Annotated in this window: 18 protein-coding genes; 10 read left to right on the top strand and 8 right to left on the bottom strand. The window is 59.1% G+C overall.

Going from position 1 to position 17,444, the window contains the following annotated elements:
• The first annotated feature begins 25 nt into the window (after window positions 1–25).
• Complete coding sequence (locus tag AAIE04_RS04825) at window positions 26–454, top strand: universal stress protein (protein WP_019456450.1); 429 nt, start codon at window positions 26–28, stop codon at window positions 452–454.
• Between the two features lie 171 nt (window positions 455–625).
• Window positions 626–1,309 carry a hypothetical protein gene (locus tag AAIE04_RS04830; protein WP_498576594.1) on the top strand — a complete coding sequence of 228 codons (684 nt, stop codon included), beginning with the start codon at window positions 626–628 and terminating at the stop codon, window positions 1,307–1,309.
• A 46-nt stretch (window positions 1,310–1,355) separates the two neighbouring features.
• Here the strand turns inward: AAIE04_RS04830 and AAIE04_RS04835 are convergent, their stop codons facing one another.
• The 5 genes from AAIE04_RS04835 to AAIE04_RS04855 all read right to left on the bottom strand — a co-directional run bounded on the left by AAIE04_RS04835 (window position 1,356) and on the right by AAIE04_RS04855 (window position 7,644).
• A complete protein-coding gene (locus AAIE04_RS04835) occupies window positions 1,356–2,369 on the bottom strand; it encodes an Ldh family oxidoreductase (RefSeq protein ID WP_498056332.1) in 1,014 nt (337 codons plus the stop codon).
• A gap of 19 nt (window positions 2,370–2,388) precedes the next feature.
• On the bottom strand, window positions 2,389–3,954 hold the full coding sequence (locus AAIE04_RS04840; protein ID WP_198635425.1) for an APC family permease: 1,566 nt from the start codon (window positions 3,952–3,954) through the stop codon (window positions 2,389–2,391).
• A gap of 15 nt (window positions 3,955–3,969) precedes the next feature.
• Window positions 3,970–5,607 (bottom strand): aldehyde dehydrogenase (NADP(+)), encoded by a 1,638-nt coding sequence (locus AAIE04_RS04845; protein WP_498576595.1) that lies wholly within the window; start codon window positions 5,605–5,607, stop codon window positions 3,970–3,972.
• 54 nt (window positions 5,608–5,661) lie between these two features.
• Window positions 5,662–6,582 carry a dihydrodipicolinate synthase family protein gene (locus AAIE04_RS04850; protein WP_498576596.1) on the bottom strand — a complete coding sequence of 307 codons (921 nt, stop codon included), beginning with the start codon at window positions 6,580–6,582 and terminating at the stop codon, window positions 5,662–5,664.
• A 207-nt stretch (window positions 6,583–6,789) separates the two neighbouring features.
• Window positions 6,790–7,644: an AraC family transcriptional regulator gene (locus AAIE04_RS04855; protein ID WP_019456456.1), complete on the bottom strand. Its 855-nt coding sequence runs from the start codon at window positions 7,642–7,644 to the stop codon at window positions 6,790–6,792.
• Window positions 7,645–8,033: 389 nt separating this feature from the next.
• On the opposite strand from AAIE04_RS04855, the gene AAIE04_RS04860 reads away from it, so the two are divergent.
• The 4 genes from AAIE04_RS04860 to AAIE04_RS04875 are packed head-to-tail and all read left to right on the top strand — an operon-like array spanning window position 8,034 to window position 11,623.
• Window positions 8,034–8,981 carry a 4-hydroxyproline epimerase gene (locus tag AAIE04_RS04860; RefSeq protein ID WP_498576597.1) on the top strand — a complete coding sequence of 316 codons (948 nt, stop codon included), beginning with the start codon at window positions 8,034–8,036 and terminating at the stop codon, window positions 8,979–8,981.
• A complete protein-coding gene (locus tag AAIE04_RS04865) occupies window positions 8,981–10,105 on the top strand; it encodes an NAD(P)/FAD-dependent oxidoreductase (RefSeq protein ID WP_498576598.1) in 1,125 nt (374 codons plus the stop codon). The genes AAIE04_RS04860 and AAIE04_RS04865 overlap by 1 nt, the downstream gene beginning before the upstream one ends.
• Window positions 10,102–10,362, top strand: coding sequence for a (2Fe-2S)-binding protein (locus AAIE04_RS04870; protein WP_498576599.1), 261 nt, complete (start codon window positions 10,102–10,104; stop codon window positions 10,360–10,362). The genes AAIE04_RS04865 and AAIE04_RS04870 overlap by 4 nt, the downstream gene beginning before the upstream one ends.
• The gene (locus AAIE04_RS04875) at window positions 10,355–11,623 is read left to right on the top strand and encodes an FAD-dependent oxidoreductase (RefSeq protein WP_498576600.1); all 1,269 of its coding nucleotides are present in this window, start codon (window positions 10,355–10,357) and stop codon (window positions 11,621–11,623) included. The genes AAIE04_RS04870 and AAIE04_RS04875 overlap by 8 nt, the downstream gene beginning before the upstream one ends.
• 47 nt (window positions 11,624–11,670) lie before the next feature.
• Here AAIE04_RS04875 and AAIE04_RS04880 read toward each other — a convergent pair whose 3' ends face one another.
• Complete coding sequence (locus AAIE04_RS04880) at window positions 11,671–12,030, bottom strand: hypothetical protein (RefSeq protein WP_019456461.1); 360 nt, start codon at window positions 12,028–12,030, stop codon at window positions 11,671–11,673.
• A gap of 522 nt (window positions 12,031–12,552) precedes the next feature.
• Here AAIE04_RS04880 and AAIE04_RS04885 point away from each other — a divergent pair.
• Window positions 12,553–12,888, top strand: coding sequence for a hypothetical protein (locus tag AAIE04_RS04885; protein ID WP_074054541.1), 336 nt, complete (start codon window positions 12,553–12,555; stop codon window positions 12,886–12,888).
• Between the two features lie 176 nt (window positions 12,889–13,064).
• A complete protein-coding gene (locus AAIE04_RS04890) occupies window positions 13,065–13,496 on the top strand; it encodes a hypothetical protein (RefSeq protein ID WP_198635418.1) in 432 nt (143 codons plus the stop codon).
• Window positions 13,497–13,513: 17 nt separating this feature from the next.
• Here the strand turns inward: AAIE04_RS04890 and AAIE04_RS04895 are convergent, their stop codons facing one another.
• Both AAIE04_RS04895 and AAIE04_RS04900 read right to left on the bottom strand, forming a co-directional pair.
• A complete protein-coding gene (locus AAIE04_RS04895) occupies window positions 13,514–13,855 on the bottom strand; it encodes a GlpM family protein (protein ID WP_019456464.1) in 342 nt (113 codons plus the stop codon).
• 122 nt (window positions 13,856–13,977) lie between these two features.
• On the bottom strand, window positions 13,978–14,202 hold the full coding sequence (locus tag AAIE04_RS04900) for a DUF2594 family protein (RefSeq protein WP_004927950.1): 225 nt from the start codon (window positions 14,200–14,202) through the stop codon (window positions 13,978–13,980).
• A gap of 702 nt (window positions 14,203–14,904) precedes the next feature.
• Between AAIE04_RS04900 and uvrY the strand changes: the two genes are divergently transcribed.
• Both uvrY and uvrC read left to right on the top strand, forming a co-directional pair.
• The gene (gene uvrY / locus AAIE04_RS04905; protein ID WP_025160332.1) at window positions 14,905–15,561 is read left to right on the top strand and encodes a UvrY/SirA/GacA family response regulator transcription factor; all 657 of its coding nucleotides are present in this window, start codon (window positions 14,905–14,907) and stop codon (window positions 15,559–15,561) included.
• Window positions 15,554–17,386, top strand: a complete 1,833-nt coding sequence (gene uvrC / locus AAIE04_RS04910) for an excinuclease ABC subunit UvrC (protein WP_047568116.1) — start codon at window positions 15,554–15,556, stop codon at window positions 17,384–17,386. Before uvrY ends, uvrC begins: the two co-directional genes overlap by 8 nt.
• Window positions 17,387–17,444: the final 58 nt, after the last annotated feature.

Here is a 17,444-nt window from a genome sequence, read left to right on the forward strand (position 1 = left end):
CCGCTTTACATAGAAAGGATGTGATATGTATAAGACTATTTTGGTGCCGATAGATATTGAAGAAGATCTGTTGACTGAACATGCGTTGAAGCATGTGGAATATTTGGCGAAGATGTCCGGCGCTAAAGTGCATTTCTTCCATGCGTTGCCGGATGCTTCGGCCTTTGTTACCGCCTATTCATTTGGCCTCAAGGAGTTTGAGAATCAGGCGGAAGTGAAGGCGGTGGACAAGCTGAAGAAAATCATGTCGGAGATCGATCTGCCGTTGGATCGCCTCAACTACACCGTGAGCTTCGGTTCGGCGCGCGATCAGGCGCTGGAACTGGCGGAAGAGATCGACGCCGATCTGATCATTATCGGTTCGCGTCGCCCGAGCGTGAAAACCTATCTGCTGGGCTCCAACGCCGCCGCTATCGTGCGCCATGCCAACATCTCGGTGATGGTAGTGAGATAACCCCCCTCAAGTCCGCCGTTTTCAGGCGCGTTCTGCGGTTGCAGAGCGCGCTTTGCGTTTTTTTGCCATCTCAGCCTGAACTGCTACGATTTTAGCTGACGTTTTATCGGTGTAATCCGGTCTGCCGGCCTTACACGTTTTCATCTCAGCCAGACCAGAAGAGGGACAGCCATGCCATTAGAGGCCAACGGGATCATTAAGGGCGATCGAGGTGCCGAACCGGGCAAGTGGCAGCATACGCCCACTACGCCGTCAGTGACATTAACCTGGCACCACACCATTCCCTGGAATTGCCTGCGCGCGGTATGGAATGGTTTAGTGGCGGGAGAACATTGGGAGGCGCTGGCAGAGTTTATGCAGTTGATCAGCGTGCCAAATTACGCGGGCGTGCTTCAGCAGATTAAAGATAAAAATGTGCATGATCGCGATGGACTGCACACGCTGGTGACCTGGCAAGGATGGAATATTGTTGAAGGGCCGGGCAGCGAATATCGCCAGCAAGGGGATGATCCCGGGGAGAAGTATGAGCATTGGTCCGGCAAAGGGATGAGCGGCAACCAGCTTTCGACGCTGCAACAGGTTAACGTGCTCAATCTTTGCATGGCGCCGTTCGCCGCCTGCGCGCTGGATCCGGCCACCAATGCGCCGGAGATCAAGCGGGCAGAGGCGGAGCAACTGCGGCGAGTGATTAAGCAGGTCAGGCCCACGTTGAAAGGCAAAGCCCCGATGCTGTGGAAAGAGAGCATGTGGCATAACGTGCAGCAGGGCAAGGTGGATAAAAAGAATGTCGGCAAATGGGCGACAAAACCGATCTGGCGTCGGCGTTTGCATACCGATTTAGTCCAGACCGGTTGATTAAGGCGGGCCCGCGATGACGCTTATCGCGAGCCCAGAGCGGCGCTTATTGGCACAGTGCCGCTATTTCATCGTACAGCGTTGCGGGAATCGCTACCCCCGACTGCTCGCTCTGCCTGCGACGCTGATAGCGCCGTTCGCCGGGGATGCGTGCGCCTTGCGCCTGCATCTCGGCAAACATTGTTTCCGCCGCGGCGAAATACGTCTCCTTATCCGCACCGAGAAAACGTTCGGGATCCAATGCGATGATCAACTCACCGCCGTAAGGCGACGAACCGGTGCCGCCGTCATAAGCCAGCGATTCTTTGCTGGTCATATCGCCGATCAGCGGGCCGGCCAGCAGTTCCACCATCGCCGCCAGCGCCGAGCCTTTATGTCCGCCGAAGGTCAGCATTGCGCCCTCCAACACGCTGGCGGCGTCGGTGGAGGGGTTGCCCGCTTTATCAATGCCCCAGCCTTCGGGTAACGGGGTGCCGGCGCGGCGATGCAACTCGATTTCGCCGCGCGCCGCCGCGCTGGTGGCCATGTCGAACAGAAACGGCGGCCGCTGCGAGCGCGGCCAGCCGAAAGCGATGGGGTTGGTGCCGAATAGCGGGCGCGAGCCGCCGGCCGGCGTCACCCAGGCGTGGCTGGGCGTGCAGGCCAGGGCCACCAACCCCTGTTCAGTCAGCGGTTCGATGTCGGCCCACAGCGCAGAGAAATGCACGCAGCGATTGATCGCCAGGGCGGCGATGCCGTTGGCGCGTACCTTATCGATAAAGGCCGGCAGCGCGGTGCGGTAAGCCAACAGCGAAAAGGCGCCACCGGCGTCGACGCGCAAGATGGCCGGCGCCTGGTCGACCAACCTGGGCTGGGCATCGGCGGAGACTTTGCCCGCCTGCAGTGAGCGCACACAGCCCAACAGCCGATACAGCCCGTGCGAAGCGCAGCCGTCGCGTTCGCCTTGCGTGACATTTTGCGCTACCGCTTCGGCGTGCGCCTGATTGAAGCCGTTGCTGCGCAGCGCGCGCAATGCCAGTTGATAAGCCTGTTCCAGCGACAGAACGTGCATGGCTGTCATCTTGATCTCCTCCCTGGGGTCATTCTTCTTCATCGCCGATAAAATTGGCCTGGGGTAAACAGGTATAGGCGCCCCAGTAGTAAATCGCCAGCGCGATCGCCGCCATGGTGAGGGTGTCCCACGGGTGGGCAATGGCGCCGATGCCGCCGAAGCTGCTGAGATAGGAAAGCGCGATCACCAGCGCATAGAAGACGATCAGCCACAGCGAGGACCTGATTTGTTGCCTGAGACTAACGGCGTGGGTCGGCACCTGATTCTTGAACAGGATGTAGATGAAGAACATCAGGATCTGCAAACCGAGCAGCCAGGAAACGGTATCCCAGCCGGACCAGAAAACGATCAGCGCCGAAATGATAAATGACAGCGGGCCGAGTACGCAGAAACCGCGCACCCTGAACGGACGCGGCATATCGGGCGCATTGCGCCGCAGCCCTGCGGCGGTGACCGGCGCGATGGCGTAGCTCAGCACCAGCGCGGCGGACACCACGCCGATCAGTTTTTCCCACGACGGGAACGGCAGCGTCCAGAATACCGAGAGGGCGAAGGTCAGCCACAGCGCCGGGCGCGGGATGCCGGACTCGCTATCCACCCGGGTGAATAGCTTGAAGAAGGTGCCGGCGCGCGCCCAACCGTAGATCACGCGAGGCGTGGCGTTCATGTAGATGTTGCCGGTGCCGCTCGGCGAAACGATCGCGTCGCTGACCACCAAAAACGCCAGCCATCCCATGCCCAACGTGATGGCGATATCGCGGAACGGCAGGGAGAACTGTTGGCTGATGCCGGCCCAGCCGCCGCTCAGCATCTCGCTGGGGATACTGCCGAGAAAGGCTATCTGCAGCAGCACATAGATGATGGTGGACAACACGACCGACAGGATCAGCGCGATGGGGATGGTGCGCTGCGGTTTTTGCACCTCGCTGGCGACCGAGATGATCGGCGTCAGACCGAGGTAGGCGAAGATGATGCCGCCGGCGGAAATGGCGGCTTCAACCCCGGCGGAGCCGAAGGGGGCAAAGCCCTGGCTGTGCAAGTTTTCCGGTTTGAAGAAGCCGAACAGCACCACGATCACCAACAGCGGCACCAGAAACTTCAGCACGCTGATCAGGTTATTGGATTTGGCGAAGGTTTTGACGCTGTAGTAGTTGAGCGCGAAGAAAAAGCACAGCAGCGCCAGCTGCACCAGCCAGCCGATCGGCGTCGGGTCGCCGGAACCCGGCTGGCTGAGGAACGGAAACCAGGCTGCGGCGTACTGTCGGGCGGCGACGACTTCGATGGCAATGAGGCTGGAGAAGGCGATCAACGTAATAAACCCCAGCAGATAACCCATCAATTCGCCGTGCGAGAACACCGGATAGCGAATAATGCCGCCGGCGCGCGGCAGGGCGGCGCCGAGCTCGCAATAGACGATGCCGAGCAGCAACACCGCCAGACCGCCGATCAGCCAGGAATAGATGCCGGCGGGGCCGGCGATGGAGGAGACATGGCTGGCGGCGAACAGCCAGCCGGAGCCGAAGATGGCGCCCAGACCGATGAACGTCAGATCGGTGAGCGTAAGCTGCTTCTTGAATTTGCCTTGGGTTGTCATGGTGTGACCCTTTTGTTATTGGCAGATGCGGCCGGGCTGGTGTTGGGCAAGTGAAACTATGGGATCTCGGGTATAAACGCCGTTCACCAGCCGCAGCAGGTTGAGCGGGTTAGCGTCCTGCAGCGGCGGCGGCAACAGCGCCGCAGGGGTATTTTGCAGACAGATCGGCCGCAGAAAACGCTCGATGGCCAACGTGCCTACCGAGGTGCCGCGCGCGTCGCTGGTCGCCGGGTAGGGGCCGCCGTGCACCATGGCGTCGCACACCTCTACCCCGGTCGGGTAGCCGTTGAACAGCACCCGACCGGCTTTGCGCGTCAGCAATGTCGTCAGCCCGGCGGCCATGTCGAGATCGCCGTCATCCGCCAGCAGCGTGGCGGTTAACTGACCTTGCAAGGCCGCCAGCGCCGCATGCAGCTGCGCTTCGTTATCCACCGCCACCAGAATGCTGGCCGGGCCGAATACCTCCTGTTGCAGCAGCGGGTCGGCCTGCAGCAGCAACGCGCCCTCGGCCCGATACAGCTGCGCTGCTGCCCGATGAGGCGGCGTTTCGCTTCGGCCTGCCAGACGCCGCATGCCCGGGTGCGCATCGAGGGCCGCCAGCCCGTGGCGGTAGTGCTCCAGCGTGCCGGCATTCAGCATTGGCTGCGGCTCGGCGGCGTTGACCAGGGCACTCATCGTTTCGATCAGCTGTTCGAAGGCGGCGCCGCGCAGCGCGACGATCACGCCGGGCTTGGTGCAGAACTGACCGCAGCCGAGCGTGAAGGAAGAGACCAGCTCCTGCGCGATGCGTTGCCCGCGCCGCGCCAGCGCCTGGGGCAGGATAACCACCGGGTTGATGCTCGACATTTCGGCGAAGACCGGGATCGGCTGAGGGCGTTGCATGGCCAGATCGAACAGCGCCCGGCCGCCTTGCAACGAGCCGGTGAATCCCACCGCCTGAATCGCCGGATGCTGTACCAGGCCGGCCCCCACGCGGTTGCCGAAGATCATGTTGAAGACGCCGGCGGGCATGCCTGTACGTTGCCGCGCGCGCTCGATCGCCTGAGCGGTCAGCTCGGCGGTGATCATATGGCCGCTGTGCGCCTTGAACACGACCGGGCAGCCGGCGGCGAGCGCGGCGGCGGTGTCGCCGCCCGCGGTGGAAAAGGCCAGCGGGAAGTTGCTGGCGCCGAACACCGCCACCGGACCGAGTGCCGTGCGATATTGACGCAGGTCGGGACGCGGCAGGGGGGAGCGCTGCGGCAATGCGCAGTCGATGCGCACACCTTCGACGTCGCCGCGCCGCAGCAGCGTGGCGAACAGCCGCATCTGGCCGCTGGTTCTGGCGCGCTCGCCGCTCAACCGCGCCGGCGGCAGGGCGGTCTCCTGCGTGGCGAAGGCGAAGAAGGCCTCGTCCAAGGCGTCCAGCTCCTCGGCGATGGCGTCGAGAAAGTTCGCGCGCCGCTCGGCGCTGAGTTGCGAATAAGGCGCAAAGGCCGCCGCAGCGGCTTCGGCGGCGGCGGCGATTTCCTCCGCCGTAGCCTGATGGAAACGGTAGCCGGTCGGCTGACCGTCTTCGGCGCGCAGGCTCAGCAGCACCGTTTCTTCCGCCGCGCGGCGCTGGCCGCCGATAAAGTGTTGGCCGCTGATGGCGGCGTAGCGATCGTTGGGCATCGGTACCCCCGGTAGAAAAAGAGTGACGCCCGACATGGCCGGGCGATGAAGGCGTTACAGACCGACGTTCGGCAGCGCGGGGCGGCTGGCCAGCGCTTGATCGATCACGGCGTTGATTTCGGTGAGCGTTTCACCCTGTAGCGCCAGGCGCGGTGGGCGAGTGACGGCGCTGCCGCGGCCGACTCGCTGTTCACACAGCTTGATGCACTGCACCAGATCGGGGCGGGCATCGAGATGCAGCAGCGGCATGAACCAGCTGTACAGCGCCAACGCTTCCTCATAGCGTTTTTCCTTCGCCAGACGGAACAGGGTTTCCCCTTCGCGCGGGAAGGCGTTGGACATGCCTGAGATCCAGCCTTGTGCGCCAACGGCAATGCTCTCCAGCACCACATCGTCCAACCCGGCGAACAGTACGAAGCGATCGCCGACTGCGTTGCGCAGATCGATGAAGCGGCGTGTATCGCCGGACGAGTCTTTGAAACACACGATGTTCTCGCAGTCGACCAGCGAGGTCAGGATGTCGGGCGTGACGTCATTCTTGTAGATCGGCGGGTTATTGTAGACCATGATCGGCAGATCGGTCGCGCCGGCGACGCTGCGGAAGTGCGCGGCGGTTTCGTGCGGCTTGGCGGAATAGACCAGCGCCGGCATCACCATAATGCCGTCGACACCGGCCTTTTGCGCTTCGCGCGCCATGTTCTGGGCGAAGGCGGTGGTGAACTCGGCGATGCCGGCGATCACCGGCACTTTGCCGTCGGCGGCGTCTCTGGCCACTTCGATCACCGCCAGTTTTTCCTGCACCGTCATCGAGGTGTTTTCACCGACGGTGCCGCATACCACCAGGCCGGAGACGCCGTCGCGCACCAGGTTTTTGATCACCGTATGAGTGGCGTCGAGATCTAATGAGAAATCGTTGCGAAACTGGGTCGTCACCGCCGGGAATACGCCGCTCCAGCTTAGAGTTTTATGGCTCATGGTGTTTGTCCTGTCGTTCAAAGTGTTAATGAAAAGTGAACCGTTGGTGAAGCTCACCGACAGATTGACCGGTATTACACAGGGAGGCTTGACGCTTTTCGCCGATTGCCACGACGAAATTGGCACAGTAGCGCCGAGAGGAAGGCATGCGAAAACCGGGCGCCGGTGCGCCATGAGAAGATGTTTTTAATCTGGTAGATCAGCACATTAAGCGGAAAGCGTCAGACGGAAATCGCGCGGCGTAGAGCCGGTCATCGCTTTGAACTGACGGCTGAAGGCGCTGTGATCGGTATAGCCGCACTGCAGCGCGATGTCGGTGATCGGCAGATCGCCGGCCAGCAGTTCCGTGGCCTTTTCCAGCCGTACTTTGTGGATCATCTGGCGCGGGGTGAGGTGGAAGATGCGTTTACAGTAGCGTTCGATCTGCGCCACCGACAAACCGGTCAGCGCCGTCAACTCCTCGAGCGCGATCGGCCTGGCGTAGTGGCGGCGGATGTGCACGTCGATCGCTGCCAGCCGTTGATAAGCAGGGTGATTGGCTCTTGCCTCCTGCAGATCGTGGGAAATGCCCGCCATGCCGATGACTTTTCCCTGTGCGTCGTACAGCGCCAGCTTTTGCGTCAGGCACCAGCCGGTTTCACGGCCGTTGTACAGATGCATTTCCAGCTGATCCTGGATCAGCACGCCGTGGCGCAACACCCGCAGATCCTGCTCGGTATAGCCGGAACCGAGCTGCGCGGGAAACACGTCGGCGGACGTCTTGCCCAGCAGCGGTGTGACGGTCTTGAAACCGCAGCGCCTGGCCAGCGTCAGGTTGGCCAGCAGGTAGCGGGCCTGAGCGTCTTTGATAAAGAACACCACGTTGGGAATCGCGTTCAGCAACGGCGCGATCAGCGCCAGCGTATTCAGCAGATCGCGCAGGTTGTTCGGGCGCTGCTGCGCCAGCCCATCGCACAGGCGCGACAGATGCTCGACGGCGAAAATGTCCTCCTGCTCAGGCTGCCCCGCGAGCGAAGGCGGCGAGAGAGAAACCTGAGGCTGAGGGGCTGAAGTGGTTCGCATAGCATTCCCTTTTCGGTCGTTAGCCGGAATAACTGGCGGGCCAGGTTGGCGCTTTCGCATCAATATTAACTTTCCCGTAACGAATCAAGCGCTATTTCCGGCCGGTTACTAAATATGCGGATTGCCGCATACTTTTGTCGCGCTGCGCTTGGTGGTTGCTTGAAAACTGCGGCGTCTCTCGCTACGTGGTGGTTTAGCATAAAAGTAACACCATGATAAATAAGTTATTGTTATGGCATTCGTTAAGCTCATACCCACGACGCGTCAGGTCTGACGTTTATCACTGTGCTGATTTCTTCATTCACCACGCCGAAAGGCATCAAGCCGTCAGGCGCGCATTGGTTCAGGCTACTACTATTGGTTACATCTCATTAACCCTGGAGACGCCGATGGTACTTTCAGCACATATCACCGCTTTGCGGGCGATCGATTCTCATACCGGCGGGGAGCCGACCCGGCTGATCGTCGAAGGTTTTCCCGATCTCGGCGCAGGCAGCATGGCGGAACGGCGGGCGCATTTCGCGCAACATTATGACCACTGGCGCTGTGCGGTGATGCTCGAACCGCGCGGCAATGACGTGTTGGTGGGGGCGCTGCTGTGTTCCCCCTGTTCGCCGCAGGCTACCGCCGGGGTGATCTTTTTCAACAACGCCGGCTATCTGGGCATGTGCGGCCACGGCACTATCGGGCTGATCGCTTCGCTGGCGCATCTGGGGCGCATCCACGCCGGGCGCCATCTGATCGAGACCCCGGTCGGCCCGGTAAACGCCACGCTGCACGATGACGGCAGCGTGACGGTGGAGAACGTGGCGGCTTATCGTTATCGCCATGAGGTGCGGGTTGAGGTGGCGGGTTATGGCCCGGTGACGGGGGACATCGCCTGGGGGGGCAACTGGTTTTTCCTGATCGGTGAGTCGCCCTTGTCCATCGATAAGCAAAATTTGGAGGCGCTGACCGCGTTCACCTGGGCGGTGCGGCAGGCGCTGGAACAGGCGGGCATCTGCGGTGAAGACGGCGGGGTGATAGATCATATCGAACTGTTCGGTGACGACCCGCGGGCCGACAGCCGCAGCTTCGTGTTATGCCCCGGCAAAGCCTACGATCGATCGCCGTGCGGCACCGGCACCAGCGCCAAACTGGCGTGTCTGGCGGCGGACGGCAAACTGCCGCCGGATACTCTCTGGCGGCAGGCCAGCGTGATCGGCAGCGAATTCCAGGCCTATTATCGCTGGAACGGCGATCGCATCACGCCCTATATTCGCGGGCAAGCCTACGTGTGCGCCGATAGCCAGCTGCTGCTCGACGAACGCGATCCCTTCGTCTGGGGCATACGCTGATGGGCGCCGGACGGGCAGCCGATGCGATCGTGGTGGGTGCCGGCATCATCGGCGCCACCTGCGCCTGGCGGTTGGCGAGGGAAGGCTATCGCGTCTCGGTGGTGGACGATCGCCGCGCTGGCGCCACCGCTGCCGGCATGGGGCATTTGGTGTGCATGGACGATAATCCGGCCGAGCTGGCGTTGAGCGCTTATTCACTGCGGCTGTGGCGTGACGTGACGGGGCGGATGCCGGAAGAATGTGCCTGGCGTGGCTGCGGTACGCTGTGGCTGGCGGATAAAGCCGATGAAATGGCCATCGCCGAGCAAAAGCGGGCGCGGCTGGCGGAGCAGGGCGTGGCCGCAGAGCTGCTGACGGCGGAGCAGATCGCCGCCATCGAGCCGATGTTGCGGCCTGGCCTGGCCGGTGGGTTGCGAGTGCCGGGAGACGGTATTTTGTATGCGCCGCAGGCGGCACGCTGGCTGTTGGCCGATGCTGGCGCGGCGATTGACGTGGTGCAGGGTGAGGCTGTCGCGTTGGACGAGCAGGCGGTGCGGCTGGCGGATGGCCGAGAGTTGGCCGCGCCGGTGGTGGTTCTGGCCTGCGGCCTGCGGGCCAATGTCTTGTTGCCGCAACCGTTGCTGCACGCCAAAAAGGGGCATCTGGCGATCACCGATCGCTACCCAGCGCGGGTGCGGCATCAGCTGGTGGAGTTGGGGTATGGCGCCAGCGCGCACGCCAGCGACGGCACATCGGTGGCATTCAATGTGCAGGCGCGGCCCACCGGGCAATGGCTGATCGGTTCTTCCCGCCAATTCGATTCCGTCGACTCGTCATTGGATATGCCGCTGTTGGCGGCGATGCTCATGCGTGCGCAGCATTTCTTGCCCGCATTGGCGCAGATGAACATCATTCGCTGTTGGACCGGGCTGCGCGCCGCCTCGAACGACGGGTTGCCGCTGCTGGGCGCGCATCCGCACCATCCCTGGCTGTGGCTGGCGTTGGGGCACGAAGGGTTAGGCGTCACGACTGCGCTCGGCAGCGCCGCGTTGATCGCCGCGCAGATCGGCCGGCAAACGCCGGAGATTGACGACTCCCCGTATTTGGCGGCGCGGGCGTTTGCCGCCGAGGAGCTGGCTGTATGAACGAAAGGCAAAACACGCTCATGTTGAGCATCGACGGCGAACCCTGCCGGGTGCCGGTTGGCATCAGCGTTGCGGCGGCGCTCAGTCTGTGTGGCGCCGATCGTTGCCGGTTGTCGGTTTCACGCCAGCCGCGCGCGCCATTTTGCGGCATGGGCGTTTGTCAGGAATGTCGGGTGACCATAAACGGCCTGCGTCGTTTGGCATGCCAGACGCTGTGCCAGTCCGGCATGTGCATCGAGAGGAGCGATGATGAGTGACTTTGACTGTGAAGTGCTGATCGTCGGCGCCGGGCCGGCCGGCATGGCGGCAGCGTTGGCTGCGGCGGAGAGTGGGGGGCTGGTGCGGGTGATCGATGATAATCCGCGCCCCGGCGGGCAAATTTGGCGCGATGGGCCGCAGGTGATCCTGCCTAAGGTGGCGTACCGCTATCGGCAGGCGCTAGCGGCGCGGGAAAATATTGTGCTGCAGTCCGGTTGCAAACTGGTGGCGCGGTGCGGCGCCGATCGATTGGCGTATGAAGATGCAGAAGGCTGTGGCGTGATTCGCTATAAAAAGCTGATTTTATGCCATGGCGCCCGCGAGCTGCTGCTACCGTTTCCCGGCTGGACGCTGCCGGGGGTGACAGGCGCAGGCGGTTTACAGGCGCAAATCAAGCAGGGGCTGACGATGCGCGGCGAGCGGGTGGTTATCGCCGGCAGCGGCCCGCTGCTGCTGGCGGTGGCGCGCAGTGTGAAGCAGGCCGGCGGCGAGGTGGTGCTGGTGGCTGAACAGGCGCCGCTGTGGCGGTTGGCGGCGTTCGCCGGCGGCCTGTGGCGCTGGCCGGCCAAGCTGCGTCAGGCTTTCTCTCTGATGCCAAGCCATTATCGCGCCGGTAGCCGGGTGCAGGCGGCCTTGGGGCAAGAGCGCTTGACGTCGGTGCGTGTCGATATTGGCGGGCGGGAAAGTACGGTGGCCTGCGACAGGCTGGCCTGCGGCTTCGGTTTGGTGGCGAACATTGAGCTGGCGATGCTGCTGGGGTGCAGAATAGAACACGATGCCGTAGCGGTTGATCATTGGCAGCAAACCAGCCTGGCGCAAGTTTATGCCGCCGGGGAGTGTACCGGCATCGGCGGCAGTGAATTGGCGCTTACCGAAGGCGCCATCGCCGGGTATGCCGCCACCGGGCAGCAGGAAAAAGCCGATGCCCTGGCGGCGCAACGGCGGCGGTGGCGTCGTTTCGCCACGGCGACGGCGAGCGCCTTTAGGCTCGATGAACGCGTGAACTCACTGGCCAAACCACAGACGTTGCTATGCCGCTGCGAAGACGTCATGTTGGAACAGGTGCGTCATCAGCCGGATTGGAACACGGCCAAGCTGAACAGCCGTTGCGGCATGGGGGCCTGTCAGGGCAAGGTTTGTGCGGCGGCGGCGCGGCAACTGTTGGGATGGCCTTTGCCGGCGCCGCGCGTTCCTTTAACGCCGGTGCGAACGGAAACGCTGGCTGCTCTGGGGAAGCTCTGCAGCAGCGACGATAACTGATGGGGCATTGCCGCGGTGGTGTTTCAGTCCGAACCACGCTCGCTGCATCACCACTGCGGCCAATAGTAGGTTTTCTCCCGCCAGCCCTTGCCGTACATGCAGGCCTCAATGGTGGCGTCTCGAGCGGATTTATTGCGATCGGTCTGCACCGTTTTAATTGACGGCTCCTTGTCATAGCGGTATCCCGATGGGCAATCTTTCTTATTCTTCTCGCAAGGGATGTATTTGTTTTCGTAGCTGAACTCCACGTCCCGCACCACATCCGGCGGGAAGCGATCGTAGCCACGGCTGCGGCATTCGGCATATTCGGCATCCCGGGTACTCTCAACTGCGCCAGGCCTTTCCCATTGTGTGCAGGCAGTCAGCATCAATAACGGCAAAACAATCAAATAACGACAATTCTTCATAGTGTCCCTAACTCTTTCTTTATCCTGAGGACGCGGTCTAGGAATATTCCCAACCTGCGACGCAAAAAAGTGTAATCAACTGGAGCGATAATTGGAAATGATAATAGTTATTGTTTAGGTGTGATTGAGGAAGCGCGAGCATCGATAGATGATGCAGATGAGTGTGGGAGGTCTGCAGGAGTCAGTGATCTGACGTTGTGGGCAGGCAGGCCCGGTATTTTTATCCCTTCTCTTTCGCCGTCATGATCCGGTTACTACGTGAACGTTAGGGTGATGCGGTATAATATGCAGGCTAAGTATCTTCTTATCCGATTTCACTATTATTTTTGTTTAGGATATTTACCCATGCCAAAGATTTAATTCACGGTATTAATACTCTATTTTTTTTATTTCTGTTTTTTTATTGTGGTTTTATTTTCAGATTTTATCCATAAAAGTCTTTTTAGTTATAGGGAATTCATTTGCATTTTAAATTTGGATTTTTTAAATTCACTCCAGATGAAGGATAACCGTTAGTGACAGATGCAAAAAAAGGAGTTTATTTTGCCTGGGATAAAGAAAACGTCTGAAAACCATGACGGTTTACCTTCAGCATCAGAGGATTATGATACTTTTAAGCACCTCGCTGACGTTGGCGCCGTGTTGGGATATGGGCGAACCCGTTTTTATCAGTGGTGTCGCGGGCGCGGGTTTCTTACGCCGATGAATGTCCCATCACATGAAATGATCAGTCTGGGATATATGGTGGCCGTGCTGTCGGAGAGTGGTCATACCCGGGTTTACGTCACGCCGGATGGTTTTAGTTACGTCAGCGGCGCATTGGCGACAGATATCCAGCGCGGTATGGTCAAGTTATAAATTCGTAAAAATCGTCTTTATTTCAACGTGTTTAATACAGAATCTTCTTATCTTCACTGGCCATGGGCGGAGACTGGGAAGTTATCCGATTTTTTCATCTCTGCGGCATTAGCGCTACGGGTGGCCGCTATTCTCTTGTTACGATGAGCATTATTTTCTTCAGGAGCCAAGCAAGGATGAAGCACTACGCCGCGTTGTTTTTTGCCTCTGTACTGTTGACGGGATGTGCGACCCAGGCCGTACCGCCGCAGCAGGCCGAATTACCGCCTCCAAGCCGTCTGCTGCTCTATCAAAATATTCCGGACACGCCTTATGCCACGGTGGTCGTCGTGCGCGACAGCGGTATGCTGGCGGGCAGTTGCCGCACTGGCGTCTATGTGAATGGCGAGTTCGCCGCTTCGCTGGGCGCGAAAGAAAAAGCGGAGTTTCGCGTGCCGACGGGCAATACGTCGATCAGCATCGGGCAAGATATGATCGAGAATCACCTGTGTATTTGGCGTGATACCGGCGGCAACGTGCCAATGACGCTGCGCGCCGGTGAGAGCCGCTACCTGCGTATCGCCGGCGACCGGCAGCGTGGTTTCGTTTTGCAGGCGGGGCGCCCGTAACCGCCGAGGCAAGGGCGTTAACGCCCTTGCCACCATCCCCAGAGCGTGATTAATAGCCACGCCGCTGCAATCCAGCACAGCACTGCTGCCCCTAACGCGACGGACAACCGCAGGCTGTTAATCAGAAAATACAGCGAAATCAAATACACCAGATATGGCAGCACCGCCCACATGCCGAAAATCAGCGTGGTTTTCAGCGCCGCAATTGAACGTTCATTGCCGACAATGTAGTGAGCAATCAGGGCGAAAGTGGGGAAGAGCGGGACTAAACCGGCGATATAATAGTTGCGCGTTTTGGCCAGCAGGCCAATCAGAACCACGACCAGCGCGCCGATCAGCGCTTTGACAAGAATGCCCATAATGGTCTCGGGTGTCGGGGGAATGCCAACACACTGCCCGAAAGCCTGAGCAAAATCAATGGGGTGAGGCTTAGCTTGGGGAAAAGCAGACCCGCATGAAGCGCGGGTCTGAGGCGCAACGCTTACTGACGGTAAGCGTGCTTGATTTGCTGAATGCTGTTCTTGAAGATTTCTGCCTGGGTCGGATCTTCAATCTGGGCAATGAAACGTTCCATGTTGATGATGACTTTCCCGGCGTCGGCCTGGCCGATCGATTTCAGGATCAGCGTCAGCGTGGCTTTGAGGCAGGCAACCTCGGTTGCCAAGATTTCCGGGTTTGCAGACGTAGTGAAATCAACGTTGCTCATTTTTTCTCCTGATTTTTTGAGGCCGTAGCCTGATACAAACTGCTTTGGCACACCGCGCGCGGGCTAAGAAAGGTTGCTCCAGGCACGGCGGCGAATTTAACTGGGCGCGGAGTATAGCATAGCATGTGCCCGCCATCTGCACCGGGCTCGTTTGGGCCGCATTCCAGGGCAAAACTCGTTCACAGCATGACCGAATCATTCAATAATCGACAAGTTATTTCGAGACGGTTAACAAGTATTTGTCCGGCGCGTCATTGTTGAATCCTTGGGGTTATTATAATTATCTTGGGCTGATGGCGTTGATTTTACCGCCATTCAGCGGGATTAATAGTTTTGCACTCAGGGGGGCAGGTTCCTATCGGCAGCAGTTTTTCCTTCGTCGTTAAATATCAAATGATTACAATGAATAGGCAACCGTGTTAATATTATTCATGTCGTGATTGCTTACACAGATTTCCCCTTGCGGCATGATTGTCAGGCTATCCTGTGTGCGGCGCAGCGAAATTATTTTATCCGGCCGATGTTTCCCGTTGTGACGATTTATCGGCGGCATAGACGGCTAAAATTGAAAAATCAGCTCTGCTCCGCAAAGTTATTCGGCAGTATGTATTAATCTGTGTTCATTCTTGTCTGAAAAACAAGTAATATCTCTGGCGAAAACAGAGGCTGATTGCGTTACTCCCTTTTTTTGGAGATTTTTCCTTGATTAGCGTTCTTCTTGTTGATGACCACGAACTGGTGCGCGCAGGGATACGACGCATTCTTGAAGATATCAAAGGTATAAAAGTTGTCGGTGAGGCCCAGTGCGGTGAAGACGCCGTTAAATGGTGCCGTGGCAACGCTGTCGATATCGTGCTGATGGACATGAATATGCCGGGCATTGGCGGGCTGGAAGCCACGCGCAAGATTGTGCGCTATGCACCCGACGTCAAAGTCATCATGTTGACTATCCATACTGAAAATCCCTTGCCCGCGAAGGTGATGCAGGCAGGTGCCGCCGGCTATCTGAGCAAGGGCGCCGCGCCGCAGGAAGTGGTTAACGCCTTGCGTTCCGTGCATGCAGGGCAGCGCTATATCGCGTCTGATATCGCCCAGCAAATGGCTCTTAGCCAGCTGGAGCCGCAGGCTGAAACGCCGTTCAGCTGCCTGTCTGAACGCGAGCTGCAGATCATGTTGATGATCACCAAAGGCAAAAAAGTGAATGAGATCTCGGAGCAATTGAGTCTCAGCCCGAAAACGGTGAACAGCTACCGTTACCGCATGTTCAGTAAGCTGAATATCAGCGGCGACGTCGAACTGACCCACCTGGCCATCCGACATGGATTGTTCAATGCGGAGACGTTGTTAAGCAGTGAATGATCGTTTCGATGCCAAAGCCTTCCTGAGTACCGTCACCAGCCAGCCCGGCGTCTACCGTATGTACGACGCCACGGGCACGGTGATCTACGTCGGTAAAGCCAAAGACCTGAAAAAACGTCTCGCCAGCTATTTTCGGCAGCAGGTCAGCAGCCGTAAAACCGAGACGCTGGTTAAAAATATCGCGCAAATAGACGTAACGGTTACCCATACCGAAACCGAAGCGCTGCTGTTGGAACATAACTACATTAAATTGTACCAACCGCGATATAATGTTCTTTTGCGAGACGATAAATCTTATCCGCTGATTTTTCTCAGTGCGGATACCCATCCCCGTTTGGCGGTGCATCGCGGCGCCAAACACGCCAAGGGCGAGTATTTCGGTCCTTTTCCCAATTCTTACGCCGTGCGCGAAACGCTGGCGCTGCTGCAGAAGCTGTTCCCGATCCGTCAGTGCGAAAACAGCGTGTATCGCAACCGGTCGCGGCCGTGCCTGCAGTATCAGATTGGCCGCTGCCTGGGGCCTTGCGTCGCCGGCCTGGTGAGCGAAGAAGAGTACCGGCAACAGGTGGATTATGTGCGGCTGTTCCTTTCAGGTAAGGATCAGCAGGTGTTGCACCAGCTGATTGCGCGCATGGAAGAAGCCAGCAAGCTGCTGAATTTCGAAGAGGCGGCGCGCATTCGCGATCAAATTCAGGCCGTGCGCCGCGTCACCGAACGGCAGTTCGTGTCGGGCGATAGCGACGATCTGGACGTGATCGGCGTGGCGTTCGACGCCGGTATGGCCTGCCTGCATGTGTTGTTCATCCGTCAGGGCAAGGTGCTGGGCAGCCGCAGCTATTTCCCTAAGGTACCGGGCGGCACGGATATGGGCGAAGTCGTGCAAACCTTCGTCGGCCAATTTTATCTGCAGGGCAGCCAGGCGCGCACGCTGCCCGGCGAGATCCTGCTGGATTTCAGCTTGCCGGAAAAAGATCTGCTCGCGGAATCGCTCTCCGAGTTGGCGGGGCGAAAAATCCAGATCCAAAGCAAACCGCGCGGTGACCGCGCTCGTTATCTGAAGCTGGCGCGCACCAATGCGGCAACGGCGTTGACCACCAAGCTGTCACAGCAGTCGACGATCCATCAGCGGCTGGCTGAATTGGCCAAAGTGCTGAACCTGACGGAAATCAACCGTATGGAGTGCTTCGACATCAGCCATACCATGGGGGAGCAAACTGTGGCCTCGTGCGTGGTGTTTGACGGTAATGGTCCGGTGCGCGCGGAATATCGGCGCTACAATATTAGCGGCATTACACCCGGCGATGATTATGCGGCGATGACGCAGGTGCTGAAGCGCCGCTACGGCAAAGCGCTGGAAGAGAAGAAGATCCCGGATGTCATTTTCATCGACGGCGGCAAAGGGCAGCTTGGCATGGCGATCGAGGTGTTCAAATCGCTGAATGTGACCTGGGACAAGAACAAACCGCTGCTGATCGGCATCGCCAAAGGCGCGGATCGCAAGGCCGGATTAGAGACGTTGTTTTTCGTGCCGGAAGGCGAGGGGATTTCGCTGCCGCCGGATTCGCCGGCGCTGCATGTGATCCAACACATCCGCGATGATTCACACAATCATGCGATTACCGGTCACCGGCAGAGAAGAGCGAAAGTCAGAAATACCAGCGCACTGGAGCTGATTGAGGGCGTAGGGCCGAAACGGCGCCAGGTGCTGTTGAAGTATATGGGCGGACTGCAACCTTTGTTGAACGCCAGCGTGGAGGAAATTGCAAAAGTGCCGGGTATTTCACAAGCATTGGCAGAAAAGATCTACAATGCATTGAAACACTGAGGGCAATGTAGCAACATACTCTTAATTTCCACTCTAGCCAGATAGTTACCGTAGCATT

The sequence above is a fragment of the Serratia sp. Ae19-1 genome (genome assembly GCF_059801225.1).

Bases quoted from the DNA above. Each gene is read 5' to 3' on its own strand.
- AAIE04_RS04870 (WP_498576599.1), top strand. From the start codon at position 10,102: ATGAACGAAAGGCAAAACACGCTCATGTTGAGCATCGACGGCGAACCC.
- AAIE04_RS04865 (WP_498576598.1), top strand. From the start codon at position 8,981: ATGGGCGCCGGACGGGCAGCCGATGCGATCGTGGTGGGTGCCGGCATC.
- AAIE04_RS04825 (WP_019456450.1), top strand. From the start codon at position 26: ATGTATAAGACTATTTTGGTGCCGATAGATATTGAAGAAGATCTGTTG.
- AAIE04_RS04880 (WP_019456461.1), bottom strand. From the start codon at position 12,030: ATGAAGAATTGTCGTTATTTGATTGTTTTGCCGTTATTGATGCTGACT.
- AAIE04_RS04840 (WP_198635425.1), bottom strand. From the start codon at position 3,954: ATGACAACCCAAGGCAAATTCAAGAAGCAGCTTACGCTCACCGATCTG.
- AAIE04_RS04855 (WP_019456456.1), bottom strand. From the start codon at position 7,644: ATGCGAACCACTTCAGCCCCTCAGCCTCAGGTTTCTCTCTCGCCGCCT.
- AAIE04_RS04885 (WP_074054541.1), top strand. From the start codon at position 12,553: ATGCAAAAAAAGGAGTTTATTTTGCCTGGGATAAAGAAAACGTCTGAA.
- AAIE04_RS04845 (WP_498576595.1), bottom strand. From the start codon at position 5,607: ATGCCCAACGATCGCTACGCCGCCATCAGCGGCCAACACTTTATCGGC.
- AAIE04_RS04830 (WP_498576594.1), top strand. From the start codon at position 626: ATGCCATTAGAGGCCAACGGGATCATTAAGGGCGATCGAGGTGCCGAA.
- AAIE04_RS04835 (WP_498056332.1), bottom strand. From the start codon at position 2,369: ATGACAGCCATGCACGTTCTGTCGCTGGAACAGGCTTATCAACTGGCA.
- AAIE04_RS04895 (WP_019456464.1), bottom strand. From the start codon at position 13,855: ATGGGCATTCTTGTCAAAGCGCTGATCGGCGCGCTGGTCGTGGTTCTG.
- AAIE04_RS04900 (WP_004927950.1), bottom strand. From the start codon at position 14,202: ATGAGCAACGTTGATTTCACTACGTCTGCAAACCCGGAAATCTTGGCA.
- AAIE04_RS04860 (WP_498576597.1), top strand. From the start codon at position 8,034: ATGGTACTTTCAGCACATATCACCGCTTTGCGGGCGATCGATTCTCAT.
- AAIE04_RS04875 (WP_498576600.1), top strand. From the start codon at position 10,355: ATGAGTGACTTTGACTGTGAAGTGCTGATCGTCGGCGCCGGGCCGGCC.
- AAIE04_RS04850 (WP_498576596.1), bottom strand. From the start codon at position 6,582: ATGAGCCATAAAACTCTAAGCTGGAGCGGCGTATTCCCGGCGGTGACG.
- AAIE04_RS04890 (WP_198635418.1), top strand. From the start codon at position 13,065: ATGAAGCACTACGCCGCGTTGTTTTTTGCCTCTGTACTGTTGACGGGA.